Annotated in this window: 13 protein-coding genes and 2 riboswitches; of the genes, 10 read left to right on the top strand and 3 right to left on the bottom strand. The window is 68.0% G+C overall.

Annotation, left to right across the window (positions count from 1 at the left end):
• Positions 1-133: 133 nt before the first annotated feature.
• Entirely contained in the window at positions 134-541 is a 408-nt protein-coding gene (locus tag BZG35_RS13470) for a response regulator transcription factor (RefSeq protein ID WP_077356225.1), read from the bottom strand.
• A 217-nt stretch (positions 542-758) separates the two neighbouring features.
• Complete coding sequence (ispH, locus tag BZG35_RS13465) at positions 759-1,739, bottom strand: 4-hydroxy-3-methylbut-2-enyl diphosphate reductase (RefSeq protein WP_077356223.1); 981 nt, start codon at positions 1,737-1,739, stop codon at positions 759-761.
• A gap of 134 nt (positions 1,740-1,873) precedes the next feature.
• Between ispH and BZG35_RS13460 the strand changes: the two genes are divergently transcribed.
• From BZG35_RS13460 to BZG35_RS13435, 6 genes are all read left to right on the top strand, one after another.
• Entirely contained in the window at positions 1,874-2,542 is a 669-nt protein-coding gene (locus tag BZG35_RS13460; protein WP_077356221.1) for a Tat pathway signal sequence domain protein, read from the top strand.
• Positions 2,539-4,341, top strand: coding sequence for an arginine--tRNA ligase (gene argS, locus BZG35_RS13455; RefSeq protein WP_077356219.1), 1,803 nt, complete (start codon positions 2,539-2,541; stop codon positions 4,339-4,341). Before BZG35_RS13460 ends, argS begins: the two co-directional genes overlap by 4 nt.
• 130 nt (positions 4,342-4,471) lie before the next feature.
• The gene (locus tag BZG35_RS13450) at positions 4,472-5,185 is read left to right on the top strand and encodes an NYN domain-containing protein (protein WP_253189175.1); all 714 of its coding nucleotides are present in this window, start codon (positions 4,472-4,474) and stop codon (positions 5,183-5,185) included.
• A gap of 27 nt (positions 5,186-5,212) precedes the next feature.
• Complete coding sequence (locus tag BZG35_RS13445; protein WP_077356215.1) at positions 5,213-5,452, top strand: hypothetical protein; 240 nt, start codon at positions 5,213-5,215, stop codon at positions 5,450-5,452.
• A complete protein-coding gene (locus tag BZG35_RS13440; protein WP_077356213.1) occupies positions 5,449-5,883 on the top strand; it encodes a type II toxin-antitoxin system VapC family toxin in 435 nt (144 codons plus the stop codon). The genes BZG35_RS13445 and BZG35_RS13440 overlap by 4 nt, the downstream gene beginning before the upstream one ends.
• A complete protein-coding gene (locus tag BZG35_RS13435) occupies positions 5,880-6,887 on the top strand; it encodes an adenosine deaminase (protein WP_077356211.1) in 1,008 nt (335 codons plus the stop codon). The genes BZG35_RS13440 and BZG35_RS13435 overlap by 4 nt, the downstream gene beginning before the upstream one ends.
• Positions 6,888-7,100: 213 nt before the next feature.
• On the opposite strand, the gene BZG35_RS13430 is transcribed toward BZG35_RS13435, so the two are convergent.
• Positions 7,101-8,138, bottom strand: coding sequence for an alpha/beta hydrolase (locus tag BZG35_RS13430; RefSeq protein WP_077356209.1), 1,038 nt, complete (start codon positions 8,136-8,138; stop codon positions 7,101-7,103).
• A gap of 121 nt (positions 8,139-8,259) precedes the next feature.
• Positions 8,260-8,370: riboswitch (glycine riboswitch) on the top strand.
• A 4-nt stretch (positions 8,371-8,374) separates the two neighbouring features.
• Positions 8,375-8,476: riboswitch (glycine riboswitch) on the top strand.
• 59 nt (positions 8,477-8,535) lie between these two features.
• On the opposite strand from BZG35_RS13430, the gene gcvT reads away from it, so the two are divergent.
• The 4 genes from gcvT (at position 8,536) to gcvPB (ending at position 13,074) form a co-directional block, all read left to right on the top strand.
• Positions 8,536-9,651 (top strand): glycine cleavage system aminomethyltransferase GcvT, encoded by a 1,116-nt coding sequence (gene gcvT, locus BZG35_RS13425; protein ID WP_077356207.1) that lies wholly within the window; start codon positions 8,536-8,538, stop codon positions 9,649-9,651.
• 8 nt (positions 9,652-9,659) lie between these two features.
• Complete coding sequence (gene gcvH, locus BZG35_RS13420) at positions 9,660-10,025, top strand: glycine cleavage system protein GcvH (RefSeq protein ID WP_077356205.1); 366 nt, start codon at positions 9,660-9,662, stop codon at positions 10,023-10,025.
• Between the two features lie 122 nt (positions 10,026-10,147).
• The gene (gene gcvPA, locus BZG35_RS13415; RefSeq protein WP_077356203.1) at positions 10,148-11,500 is read left to right on the top strand and encodes an aminomethyl-transferring glycine dehydrogenase subunit GcvPA; all 1,353 of its coding nucleotides are present in this window, start codon (positions 10,148-10,150) and stop codon (positions 11,498-11,500) included.
• Positions 11,497-13,074, top strand: a complete 1,578-nt coding sequence (gene gcvPB / locus BZG35_RS13410; protein WP_077356201.1) for an aminomethyl-transferring glycine dehydrogenase subunit GcvPB — start codon at positions 11,497-11,499, stop codon at positions 13,072-13,074. The genes gcvPA and gcvPB overlap by 4 nt, the downstream gene beginning before the upstream one ends.
• The last annotated feature ends 15 nt before the right edge of the window (positions 13,075-13,089 follow it).

Genomic DNA, 13,089 nt, shown 5'->3' with positions numbered 1-13,089 from the left:
ACAAGACAGAAAAGTCTCATCCGTAGCAGAAGAACGCCGTTCGCGGTTGAAGGCGTGTTAACTAGTTGTCAGTACCTAGGCCGGCCTGGCGCGGACGTCCCATGAAGGTTGCGCGGGACGGTGTCACTAAGCGCTAATGCGCGCTTCCGGCCCCCTGGGGTTGGGGCCCGGGCGATGTCTCGCCGGACAAAAGGCCCCGGACGATGGTCAGCAGGCGTTGCGGCGCAAAGGGTTTGACCAGAAAATCGGCGGCCCCGGCCATCCGCGCCGCCTCCGCCTGGGCGGAATCGCCGTGACCGCTGATGACGACGACCGGCCATGGCAAGCCGCCGTTGGCCGTCAGATGATTGAGCAGAGCCAGGCCGTCCATGCCCGGCATCTTCAGGTCCGTGACGATGCAGGTCGGACCCGGAACAGCCGGTGTCATCAGGAAGTCCTTCGCCGACGCAAAGGCATGGACATCATAGTTCGACGACGTGAACAGAGCATCCAGCGACGCCAGGACCGCAGGGTCGTCGTCAATCACCACGACCGTGTCCATAGGGGCGATCTCCGGTCGTGATGACGCTGGGTAACGAGCGTTTTTCAACTCCGTTCTTGTACCTAGTCATTGCCGCCCCCTGCGAACAAGTAAGCACAAACACCTAGGGTTCAGCCGAGCGGACGGGCCCGCGCGACGCCGGCGGCCGGGCTTCACACAGGCAGGTTCGCCCGATCGCGAGGGTGGTGACTCAGGGCCTGGGGCTCGACCGCCGGGATCAGGCCGTCAGGGCGCGGGGGAGCTTGAAGGTAACGGTCTCGGGCTCTCCAGGATCATTGGCCAGGGTCACGGCGAAGCGGGCCTGGATCGCGCTCACGACCGACTGGACCAGAGGCTCGGGGGCGGAGGCCCCGGCGGTGAGGCCGACCACCTGGACGCCGTCGAACCAGGACCAGTCGATCTGGGTCGCATCGTCGATCAGACGGGCGTCGCGGGCCCCGGCGCGCAGGGCGACCTCGACCAACCGGACCGAGTTGGAGGAGTTCCTGGATCCCACCACCAGCACCAGGTCGGACCCGTCGGCCAGCTGTTTGACCGCTTCCTGGCGGTTGGTGGTGGCGTAGCAGATGTCTTCCTTGTGCGGGTCCGGCAGCTCGGGGAAGCGGGCCTTCAGCACGGCGAGAATCTCGGCGGTGTCGTCCAGCGACAGGGTGGTCTGGGTCGCATAGGCCAGGGGCATGGTGCCGGGACGCTGGACAGTGGCGGCATCCTCGACCGTCTCGATCAGGCTGATGGCCCCCTCCGGTAGTTGGCCCAGGGTGCCGACGACCTCGGGGTGGCCGGCGTGGCCGATCAGCAGGATGTGCTTGCCCTGGGCATGGTGGCGCTCGGCCTCGACATGGACCTTGGACACCAGAGGACAGGTGGCGTCGAGGAACAACAACTGGCGCGCCCGGGCCGTGGCCGGCACGGATTTCGGCACGCCGTGGGCGGAGAAGACCACCGGCCGGTCGTCCGGGCACTCGTCCAGGTCCTTGACGAAGACGGCGCCGAGCCCCTTGAGCCGGTCGACCACATGTTTGTTGTGCACGATCTCGTGGCGGACATAGACGGGTGCCCCGAACCGCTCGATGGCGCGCTCGACGATCTGGATGGCCCGGTCGACCCCGGCACAGAAGCCGCGCGGCGTCGCCATGCGCACCGTCAGGGCGCGCAGGGCGGGTACGGTGAGGGAAGGCGAGGGGGCGAGGGCGTCCATGGCGACAACCTAATCCTTCTGCGTCTTCATCGCCACTGCGCGGACGGTCACGGTTTGCGACGCCTCGCTTTAGCCGCTATCAGGCAGGAAGCCTGACCGCGTTCCGTCAGCGCCTAGATTTCCGGATTCCCTCCATGCGTCTTGCGACCCTCGCCCTCGCCACCCTGGCGGTCCTCGCCTCCGAGGGTGCCGCGTCCGCCCAGAGCAGCGGCTCGGATCGGTCCCAGCGCGGTCGCAGCCCGCAGGAACAGCAGGAGGAGAACGGCGGCCAAACCCGGGCCCCGCGCATCGCGCCACTGCGTTCCCGCCCGAACGCCGGACCGTGCCCGTTCGTGAAGGTGCTTTACGACGCGGCCCGCTACGTCGAGCTGGACGGCGGACGCGCGGCGGCCAGCGCCGTCGGATACACCGGCGAAATCCAGGGCGTGAACGCCGACTGCCGCTATCTGAACGACGACCCGATCACGGTGCAGATGAACATCCTGTTCGACCTGGGGCGCGGACCGCAGGCCCCGGACGGTCAGCATACCTATCGCTATTGGATCGCCGTCACCGAGCGGAACCAGGCCGTTCTGGCCAAGGAATATTTCGACCTTCCGGTGAATTTCGAAGGATCGAGCACCGCCTCGGTGACCGAGGAGCAGTCCGTGATCATTCCGCGCGCCGAGGACACGACCAGCGGCGGCAATTTCGAAGTCCTGATCGGGTTCGAGGTCACGTCTGAGATGGCCGAGTTCAACCGGTCCGGCAGCCGGTTCCGGGTCACGGCCGGCGCGGCGGCGGCGGCCCCCCCGGCCCAATGACCGATCTGAGAACCGCCCTGGGCGAAGCGGTCGCGACCGCCTTCGCCGCCGAAGGCGTGGACGCGGCCCTGGCCCGCGTCACGACCTCGGACCGGCCCGACCTGGCCGATTTCCAGTCCAACGGCGCCCTGGCCGCCGCCAAGGCGTTGAAGACCAATCCGCGCGAGCTGGCCGGCCGCGTCGCCGAGCGGCTGGGTGCCGATCCGCGTCTGTCCGCGGTCGAGGTGGCCGGGCCAGGCTTCATCAATCTGAAGGTCGCCGATGCCGCCCTTTCGGCGCGGGCCGCCGAGGTGGCGTCGGACGCCGACCATGCCGGAGCTTCGCCGGTCGCGACGCCGCGCAAGGTGGTGATCGACTTCGGCGGGCCGAACGTGGCCAAGCCGATGCACGTCGGCCACCTGCGCAGCGCCATCATCGGCGAGAGCCTGAAGCGGCTGTTCCGCTTCCGGGGCGACACCGTCTGGGGCGACGCCCATTTCGGCGACTGGGGCTTCCAGATGGGGCTGCTGATCGTGGCCTGCGGCGACGAAGGGCTGGCCGAACCCTTCATGGCCGAGGGCGAGGGGCCGTTCCCGGATCAGAGCCCGGTGACCCTGGCGGATCTGGACCGGATGTATCCGCTGGCGGCGGGCCGGGCCAAGGAAGATCCGGCGTTCCGCGACCGGGCGCGCAAGGCGACGGCCGAGCTGCAGGGCGGACGGCCCGGCTATCTGGCGCTGTGGCGACATTTCGTGGCGGTCAGCCGCGAGGCCCTGGTGCGGGAATACGGGACGCTGGCGGTCGATTTCGACCTGTGGAACGGCGAAAGCGATGCCGATTCCCTGATCGCCGGCATGGTCGCGGACCTGAAGACCAAGGGACTGCTGGTGGAGGACGACGGGGCCCAGGTGGTCCATGTCGCCAGGCCCGGCGAGACCCGCAAGAAGAAGCTGGCCGATGGATCGGTGGTCGAGGCCCCCAGCCCGCCGCCGCTGCTGGTGGTCAGCTCGGAAGGCTCGGCCATGTACGGCACGACCGACCTGGCGACGATCCTGATGCGGCGCAACGACATCGATCCGGACCTGATCCTGTACGTCGTCGACGAGCGCCAGGCCGAGCATTTTGAACAGGTGTTCCGCGCCGCCTATCTGGCGGACTATGCCCAGCCAGGCACGCTGGAGCATCTGGGCTTCGGCACCATGAACGGCACCGACGGCAAGCCCTTCAAGACCCGGGCGGGCGGGGTGCTGAAGCTGAACGACCTGATCACCCAGGCCACCGACAAGGCCCGCGAACGCCTGCGCGAGGCCGAGCTGGGGGCCGATCTGGACGAGACGACCTTCGAGGACACAGCGCGCAAGGTGGCGATCGCGGCGCTGAAGTTCGCCGACCTGTCGAACGGCCGGACCACCAGCTACGTCTTCGACCTGGACCGGTTCATGAGCTTCGAGGGCAAGACCGGGCCCTATCTGCTGTACCAGGTGGTGCGGATCAAATCCCTGTTACGCCGGGCGGGCGAGCAGGGGGCCGCGGCCGTTCCGGTCGCGGTCTCCGAGCTGGCGGAGCGGGATCTGGTGCTGACGCTGGACGCCTTTGACCAGGCGGTGGGCGAGGCCTATGACAAGCGCAGCCCGCATGTGATCGCCGAACACGCCTATCGGCTGGCGCAGGCGTTCTCGAAATTCTACGCCGCCTGTCCGGTGCTGGCGGCGGCCGATCCGGCCACGGTCGGGTCGCGCCTGACGCTGTCGAAGGCGGCGCTGGATCAACTGGTCATCGCCCTGGGCCTGCTCGGGATCGATTCACCCGAGCGTATGTAGCCTGAACGACACGGACTCCGCTGTTCTGCGAGGTTAACTGTTCTGCTTAAGGGCAGGACAAGGCCACCGGATGGCGCGGTCGGGAACGAAGGCGGGGCAGGTCGCTGCGATAGTCCGCGACGGCGTTCGCATGCCGCTGTTCCGCAAGCGGGCCCGGCTGTATGTCGACGGCTTCAACCTGCATCACGCCATCCTGGACCTGAAGCGGCGCGAACTGCTGTGGCTGGATCTGATGGCCCTGGGGCGGGCCCTGCTGCCCCCGCGCGAGCGCCTGACCGGCACCGTCTGGGTCAGCGCCCATCGTCCGCAGCGCAAGGACCGGATGCAGGCGCTGATGGCCTATGAGGCGGCACTCGGCGCGCGCGGGGTGCGCTGTCTGATGGGGCATTTCGTGGTGCACGGCGACCACTGCCACGCCTGCGGCCACAGCTGGATGGACGCCACGGAGAAACAGAGCGACGTCAACCTGGCCCTGTCGATCGCCGCCGACGCCGCCGCCGACCGGTTCGACACCGCCTATATCGTGACGACGGACGGCGACCATGCCGCCACGACCCGGTTCGTGCGCGAGAGCTATCCCGACAAGCGGATCGTCAGCGTCGCCCCGCCGGGTCGGGGCCACAACCGCCAGCTGCTGGAATGGGCCCACGCCCGGACCGAGATCGAGATCGCCATGCTGGAGCGCTGCGGCCTGCCGGATCGGATCCTGACGCGCTCGGGCTATGTCGAGCGACCGTCCGGATGGCGGGGCGGTGGGGAGGGGCCGCCACCACCGGATCCCGGGTCGCCGCCGGCGGACATCCAGCGCGGACACCTGCGGCTGGTCGTATCCAACGGCGGCTGATATATTTGCTAGCAGAGGAGACGGCCGATGCCTGTGAATCTGCATGTGCGCAACGTTGACGACGCAATCGCTATGGCGCTGAAGAAGCGCGCTGCCGAGAATGGCCGATCCGCGGAGGCGGAGCATCGTTACATTCTCGAACGCGCACTGATCGACAATCGACGCGCCGAAGCCATTCGGGCCATGGATGAGCTTCGCCGCGCGACCGCCGGAGTGCGACACACGCCAGCGGAAGTCCTCGTGCGCGAAACGCGTGACGAAAATTGAGGCTGGTTGTCGACAGCAGCGTCGCGGTCAAATGGTTCGTCACCGAGGCGCAATCCGACGAAGCGCAGGCCGTTCTCGATCACGAACTGATCGCCCCGCAGCTTCTCGTCGCGGAGTGCGCCAATGTCTTTTGGAAGAAGGCCCGGAAGCATGAAATGACGCCGGGGCAGGCCATGATCGCGGCCGCCAACGTTTCCGGGGTGGTCGAGCTGATGGGTCTGTCGAACCTGGTCATGAGGGCGGTCGATCTGGCAAACCGACTTCCGCATCCCGCCTACGACTGCTTCTATCTCGCTTTGGCTGAGATGGAGCGTTGCCCGCTCGTGACCGCCGATGACCGGCTGCGCCGGAAGTTGGATGAGGCAGGGGACATCTGTGCCGCAGAGATACTGACCCTGGACACGCCAATGTTCGCCAGAGGAATGCCATGACCGACCTGAACGCCTTCATCGACGGCCTGCCCAAGGCGGAGCTGCATCTGCATATCGAGGGCAGTCTGGAGCCGGAGCTGATGTTCGCCCTGGCCCAGCGGAACGGCGTCGCGATCCCGTTCGACAGCGTCGAGGCGGTGCGGGCGGCCTACGACTTTTCCAACCTGCAGGACTTCCTCGACATCTATTACGCCGGGGCCAATGTGCTGCTGACGCGGCAGGATTTCGAGGATCTGGCCTTTGCCTATTTCCAGCGGGCGGCGGCGGACAACGTCCGGCACGCGGAGATCTTCTTCGATCCCCAGACCCATACCGACCGCGGCGTCGACTTCGGCGTGGTGGTCGAGGGGCTGATCGCGGGCATGGACCGGGCGCGCGACGAACTGGGCGTGACCTCGGGCCTGATCCTCAGCTTCCTGCGCCATCTGTCGGAAGAAGAGGCCTTCGCCACTTTGGAGAGGGCCAAACCCTATCTCGACCATTTCATCGGGGTCGGGCTGGACTCGTCGGAGGTCGGGCATCCGCCGTCCAAGTTCGTGCGCGTCTTCGCGGCGGCGCGGGACCTGGGGCTGAAGCTGTGCGCCCATGCGGGGGAGGAGGGGCCGCCCGCCTATGTGCACGAGGCGCTGGACCTGCTGCATATCGACCGGATGGATCACGGCAACCGCGCGATGGAGGACGAGGGCCTGATCCAGCGGCTGGCGGCCGAGCAGATGACGCTGACGGTGTGTCCGCTGTCGAACCTGAAGCTGTGCGTGGTCGGAGATCTGAAGGACCACCCGGTGCCGGAGATGCTGCGCCGGGGGCTGCATGTGACCCTGAACTCGGACGATCCCGCCTATTTCGGCGGCTATGTGAACGAGAACTATCGCCAGCTGGCGGCGGCGGTGGAGCTGACGCGTGAGCAGGTCACCCTGCTGGCGCGCAACAGTTTCGAAGGATCGTTCCTGCCCGACGCGGACAAGGCGGCGCGGATCGCCGAGGTCGAGGCCTACGCCGGCTGAGGAGGTCTTGTCATCCCGGCCGCAGCGCAGCGGAGAGCCGGGACGGTCAAGCGTCTAGTTTCAGATGTCCCGGTCAGCGCAAGCTGAACCGGGACAAATGGAGAAGCATCGGCGGTGTCCCGGGTGAGCTGCGCTCTCCGGGACAATCTGTTTCTGCCTCTTGCGTCCCGGCTCTCCGCTTCGCTGCGGCCGGGATGACAAGAGGGACCGCCTCTAGATCGGCAGGATGGCCGTGCCGAAGGCGCGCTTCAGCTCATGGGCGGCGAAGGTCTGGGCGGCGGCGGCGTCGGGGACGACCAGGGCCATGCCGAAGAACTCGTGCGTCGAGCCGTGGAAGGTCTTGTGGCGGACATCCACGCCGGCCTGTTCCAGACGTTCGGCCAGGAGCTCGCCTTCCGAGCGCAGCGGGTCGATTTCGGCCAGGATCACCGTCGCCGAGGGCAGGCCGATCAGGTCGGCCTCGACCAGATTGATGCGCGGGTCCGAGGATTCCGACGGGTCGTTGAAGATGTGCTTCACGAACCATTCCATCATCGGCTTGTTCAGCGGCTTGGCGGTGGCGTTCTCGACGTAGGAGGGCGTGGTCATGTCGTTGCCGGCGACCGGATACACCAGGACCATATGGCTCGGGGCCTGGACGCCCTCGTCGCGGATGCGGATCGAGGTTGCGGCGGCCAGGTTGCCCCCGGCGCTTTCGCCCATGATGGCGATCCGCTGGGGGTCGCCGCCGAAGGTCTGGGCATTGGCGAGGGCCCACTGCCAGGCCGCGAAGGCGTCGTCGTGGGCGGCGGGGAATTTGTGCTCGGGAGCCTGGCGGTAGTGGACCGACAGGACGATGACGTCGGCGAAGCGGGCGACGCCGCGCGGGCCGCCGTCATAGACGTCCATGTCGGCGATGACGAAGCCGCCGCCGTGGAAGTAAACCACCACGGGCTTCAGCTTGTCCGACGTCTCGTCGAGGTCAGCAGCGTATAGGCGGGCCTGCAGCGGGCCCGCGGCGCCGTCGATGGTGATGTCGCGGGTCTGGATGCCCAGGCTGGGATCCTGGTCCTTGACCGTCTCGCGCAGGATCGCCTTGACCGCGTCGGTCGGCGTGGGCTGGAGGCGGGCCTCCTGCGGCGACAGGGTCTCGATCGGGGTGGGGTTCAGGGCCGCGAAATGGTCGAGCACGTTCTGCATCGGCATGTCGGGCTTGGCGGGGGAGGTCTTCGGCGCGTCGGACTGGCCGAGGATCTTGTCGAGGATGGACATGGGAAAGAGGGCCTTGCTGATTGAGAGAATAGGCGATGCGGTCCTGATGCTCTGATACGTCCCGGGGCGTTGCGCGGTTCCGGCGCACTTGACTTGACCGGGGAGTCGAGGCCTAGGTCATCGCGCTCTCGCGGGAGAGATCGGGCCGTCCAGCCTCCCACTTTCGGACGGACCCGGAGCCGAAGGCGCAACCGCCCCGGAAACGCTCAGGCAAACGGACCGCGAGGACATTCGGACGCTGGAAAGTCACCCCAGGAACGCAGGTTTCGAGGGGTGCGCCGACGGAGCAAGTCCTGGATCAGTTCCAGGGCGGAATCTCTCAGGCTCCACAGACAGCGGGGGCGCAGACGGCGGCGGAGCTCTCCGTGCCGAAACGCGACCCTCGAAAGCCGACCGCATGACCGATCAGACCCTCAAGACCACCGTCCTGAACGCCGCGCACCGGGCGCTGGGCGCGCGCATGGTCGGGTTCGGCGGCTACGACATGCCGGTGCAGTACGAGGGCGTACTGGCCGAGCACCGCTGGACCCGCGAGCACGCCGGCCTGTTCGACGTGTCGCACATGGGCCAGGCCCGGATCACGGGCACCGACGCCATCGCCCAGTTCGAACGGTTCGTGCCCGGCGACTATGCGGCGCTGAAGGCCGGCCGTCAGAAATACAGCCTGCTGCTGAACGAAGACGGCGGGATTATCGACGACCTGATGGCGGGCAAGCCGGATCACGACGGCCTGTATGTGGTCGTCAACGCCGGCAACAAGGACGAGGATTTCGCCTTCTGGCGCGCGCACCTGTCGGGTGACGCCATCCTGACCGTGCTGGACGACCGGGCCCTGATCGCCATCCAGGGGCCGGAGGCGGCCGAGGTCATGATCGCCCACGAGCCGGTGCTGGCCGAGTTCGGCTTCATGGACTGCGCCCGGCTGATGCTGTTCGGGGTGGACTGTTTCATCTCCCGCTCGGGCTATACGGGCGAAGACGGCTACGAGCTCTCGGTGCCGGTCGCGGACGCCGAGCGGGTCTGGAACACCATCCTGCAGGACGCCCGGGTCAAGCCGATCGGGCTGGGGGCGCGGGACTCGCTTCGCCTGGAAGCCGGCCTGCCGCTGCATGGCCACGACATCGACGCGACGACCAGCCCGGTCGAGGGGGCGCTGACCTTTGCCCTGTCCAAGTCGCGCCTGGAGGCGGCTGATTTCAACGGGGCCGAGCGTATCCTGAAGGAACGGGCCGAGGGTCCGGCGCGGGTGCGCGTGGGCCTGAGCGTCAAGGAAGGCGCACCGGCCCGCGAGGGGGCCGAGATCGCCGACGCCGACGGAAACGTCATCGGCACGGTCACCTCGGGCGGGCCGTCGCCGACCCTGGGGCGCAACATCGCCATGGGCTATGTGCCGCCGTCGCACGCCGCCCTGGGCACCGATCTGAAGGTCATCGTGCGCGGCAAGCCCGCCGCCGCCGAGGTCATCGACACGCCCTTCGTCCCCCAACGCTATTACCGCAAACCCAAGGCCTGAGGACCACCATGCATTTCACCAAGGATCACGAATGGGTCCGGCTGGACGGCGATGTCGCCACCGTCGGCATCACCAAACACGCCGCAGACCAGCTGGGCGACGTGGTGTTCGTCGAGACGCCGGAAGCCGGCAAGACCTTCGCCCAGAAGGACAGTTTCGCCGTCGTCGAGAGCGTCAAGGCGGCCTCGGACGTCTATGCGCCGGTGTCGGGCGAGGTGATCGAGGGCAATGCCGTCCTGGCCAGCGCCCCCGAGACCGTCAACGCCGACCCGGAAGGCGAGGGCTGGTTCGCCAAGATCAAGGTGTCGGATGCGTCGCAGCTCGAGGCCCTGATGGACAAGGCCGCCTACGACGCGTTTCTGACCACCCTCTGAATGTTATCCCGGTTCAGCCCAGCGGCTGACCGGGACAGACAATACCCCTTCCACCCCGTCCCGGCTCTCCGCTTCGCGGCGGCCGGGATGACAAGGCCTCCCCGCCGCCAGGTGAACTGACCATGCGCTACCTGCCCCTGACCCCCGACGATCGCACGGCGATGCTGGCCGCGATCGGCGTCCAGTCCATCGACGACCTGTTCGTGGACGTGCCCCAGCCGGCGCAGCGCGACGGCTTCGTCGACCTGCCGCGCGTGATGGGCGAGCTGGAGGTCGAGCGGGCGCTGAAGCATCTGGCCGGCAAGAACACGGCGGCGGGGGACGTGCCCTTCTTCTGCGGGGCCGGGGCCTATCGCCACCATGTGCCGGCGACGGTCGACCACATCATCCAGCGGTCGGAGTTCCTGACCAGCTACACGCCCTACCAGCCGGAGATCGCCCAGGGGACGCTGCAGTATCTGTACGAGTTCCAGACCCAGGTGGCGAACCTGACCGGGATGGAGGTGGCCAATGCCTCGCTCTATGACGGCTCGACCGCCACGGCCGAGGGCGTGCTGATGGCGACGCGGGTCACGCGCCGGAACAAGGCGGTCTTCTCGGGCGGGGTGCATCCCCACTATGTCCGGGCGTCGGAGACGGTGGTCCACGCCGTCGGCGTCGAGACCGTCAGCCTGCCGGCCGCGATCGACGCGGAAGACGCCGTGATCGCCGCCATCGACAAGGACACGGCCTGCGTCGTGGTCCAGACCCCGAACGTGTTCGGGACCGCCACCGACGTGACCAAGATCGCCGAGGCCGCCAAGGCCGCCGGAGCCCTGCTGATCGTCGTGGTCACCGAGGCGGTGTCGATGGGCCTGCTGAAGTCGCCGGGCGAGATGGGGGCCGATATCGTCGCCGCCGAGGGCCAGTCGATCGGCAATGCCCTGAACTATGGCGGTCCCTATGTCGGCCTGTTCGCCTGCCGCCAGGGCCTGATCCGCCAGATGCCGGGCCGGCTGTGCGGCGAGACGGTGGACGCGGATGGCGAGCGGGGCTTCGTCCTGACGCTGTCGACCCGCGAACAGCATATCCGACGCGACAAGGCGACGTCGAACATCTGCACCAACTCCGGCCTGTGCTGCCTGGCGTTCAGCATCCACATGAGCTTGCTGGGTGAGACGGGGCTGCGCAAACTGGCCCTGCTGAACCACGAGAAGGCGCTGGCCACGCGGGATGCCCTGGCCGCCGTGCCGGGGGTCGAGATCCTGACGCCGCGCTTCTTCAACGAGTTCGCCATCCGCTTGCCGAAACCCGCCGCCGAGGTGGTCGAGGCCCTGGGCAACCACCGCATCCTGGCGGGCGTGCCCTACAGCCGGCTGGCCCCCGGCGTCGGAATGGACGACGTCCTGCTGATCGCCGTCACCGAGACCACGCTGGATGCGGACATCCAGATCCTGGTCAAGTCACTGACCAAGGTCCTGGGAGCCGACCAATGAGCACGATGAACACCGTCGGCCGCCCGACCGCCCCCACGCCGGTCGATCACGACTACAAGCATCCGACCCTGACCGGCGGGCGCGGCCTGCTGCAGGACGAGGCGCTGATCTTCGAGACCGACGGCTGGTTCAAGACCGGGGTCGATCTGCCCGAGCCGGCGTCGGACGGCGGCGACCTGGGGGCCCTGGTGCGACGCGACCCGATCGGCCTGCCGGGACTCAGCGAGCCCGAGGCGATGCGCCACTACGTCCGGCTGAGCCAGAAGAACCATGCCATCGACCTGGCCCTGTATCCGCTGGGCTCATGCACGATGAAGCACAATCCGCGCCTGAACGAGAAGATGGCGCGCCTGCCCGGGTTCTCCGACATCCATCCGCTGCAGCCGATCTCGACGGTCCAGGGCGCGCTGGAGCTGATGGACACCCTGGCCCACTGGCTGAAGACCCTGACCGGCATGCCGGCGGTGGCCCTGTCGCCCAAGGCGGGGGCGCACGGAGAGTTGTGCGGCCTGATGGCCATCCGCGCCGCGCATGAGGCGTCCGGCGAGCACGCCCGGCGCCGCAAGGTGCTGGTCCCGACCTCGGCGCACGGGACCAATCCGGCCACGGCGGCCTTCGTCGGCTATACGGTGGTCGAGGTGGCCCAGACGGACGACGGCCGCGTGGACGTGGCCGACCTGGCCGCCAAGCTGGGCGACGACGTGGCGGCCATCATGGTGACCAACCCCAACACCTGCGGCCTGTTCGAGCGGGATATCCTGGAGATCAGCCGCCTGACCCATGAGGCCGGGGCCTATTTCTACTGCGACGGGGCCAACTTCAACGCCATCGTCGGGCGGGTGCGGCCGGGCGACCTGGGCGTCGACGCCATGCACATCAACCTGCACAAGACCTTCTCCACGCCGCACGGCGGGGGTGGCCCCGGCTCCGGTCCGGTGGTGCTGTCGGCCGCCCTGGCCCCGTTCGCCCCGGCCCCCTGGGTCGTGGCCGACGGCGACGGCTTCAAACTGCTGGAGCGCGCGGAGGACGAGGCGGCCCAGGCCTTCGGCCGGATGTGCGCCTTCAACGGCCAGATGGGCATGTTCGTCCGCGCGCTCAGCTACATGATGAGCCACGGCGCGGACGGGCTGCGCCAGGTCGCCGAGGACGCGGTGCTGAATGCCAACTACATCAAGGCGCGGCTGTCCGACGTGATGAGCGCGGCCTTCCCCGACGGCCCCTGCATGCACGAGGCCCTGTTCGACGACACCTGGCTGAAGGGCACGGACATCACCACGCTGGACTTCGCCAAGGCGATGATCGACGAGGGCTTCCACCCGATGACCATGTATTTCCCCCTGGTCGTCCACGGGGCCATGCTGATCGAGCCGACCGAGACGGAGTCCAAGGCCGAGCTGGACCGGTTCATCCACGCCCTGCGCCTGCTGGCCCAGGCGGCGAAGGCCGGCGAGGTCGAGCGGTTCAAGGGCGCGCCCTTCCACGCCCCGCTGCGGCGCCTGGACGAGACCCGGGCGGCGCGCTCGCCGAAACTGCGCTGGACCGCCCCCGAGGGCGCGAACATGGCGGCTGAGTAGAAGCGCCGCACTTGT

Origin of the sequence: Brevundimonas sp. LM2 (genome assembly GCF_002002865.1) — a bacterium.
Lineage (GTDB): Bacteria > Pseudomonadota > Alphaproteobacteria > Caulobacterales > Caulobacteraceae > Brevundimonas.
Note: the sequence above shows the minus strand (reverse complement) of the source record. Positions and strands in the feature narration are given on the sequence as shown.

What these genes read in the sequence shown, in the direction of transcription:
- BZG35_RS13470 (WP_077356225.1), bottom strand. Translation starts at nt 541, where the DNA reads ATGGACACGGTCGTGGTGATTGACGACGACCCTGCGGTCCTGGCGTCG.
- ispH (WP_077356223.1), bottom strand. Translation starts at nt 1,739, where the DNA reads ATGGACGCCCTCGCCCCCTCGCCTTCCCTCACCGTACCCGCCCTGCGC.
- BZG35_RS13460 (WP_077356221.1), top strand. Translation starts at nt 1,874, where the DNA reads ATGCGTCTTGCGACCCTCGCCCTCGCCACCCTGGCGGTCCTCGCCTCC.
- argS (WP_077356219.1), top strand. Translation starts at nt 2,539, where the DNA reads ATGACCGATCTGAGAACCGCCCTGGGCGAAGCGGTCGCGACCGCCTTC.
- BZG35_RS13450 (WP_253189175.1), top strand. Translation starts at nt 4,472, where the DNA reads ATGCCGCTGTTCCGCAAGCGGGCCCGGCTGTATGTCGACGGCTTCAAC.
- BZG35_RS13445 (WP_077356215.1), top strand. Translation starts at nt 5,213, where the DNA reads ATGCCTGTGAATCTGCATGTGCGCAACGTTGACGACGCAATCGCTATG.
- BZG35_RS13435 (WP_077356211.1), top strand. Translation starts at nt 5,880, where the DNA reads ATGACCGACCTGAACGCCTTCATCGACGGCCTGCCCAAGGCGGAGCTG.
- BZG35_RS13430 (WP_077356209.1), bottom strand. Translation starts at nt 8,138, where the DNA reads ATGTCCATCCTCGACAAGATCCTCGGCCAGTCCGACGCGCCGAAGACC.
- gcvT (WP_077356207.1), top strand. Translation starts at nt 8,536, where the DNA reads ATGACCGATCAGACCCTCAAGACCACCGTCCTGAACGCCGCGCACCGG.
- gcvH (WP_077356205.1), top strand. Translation starts at nt 9,660, where the DNA reads ATGCATTTCACCAAGGATCACGAATGGGTCCGGCTGGACGGCGATGTC.
- gcvPA (WP_077356203.1), top strand. Translation starts at nt 10,148, where the DNA reads ATGCGCTACCTGCCCCTGACCCCCGACGATCGCACGGCGATGCTGGCC.
- gcvPB (WP_077356201.1), top strand. Translation starts at nt 11,497, where the DNA reads ATGAGCACGATGAACACCGTCGGCCGCCCGACCGCCCCCACGCCGGTC.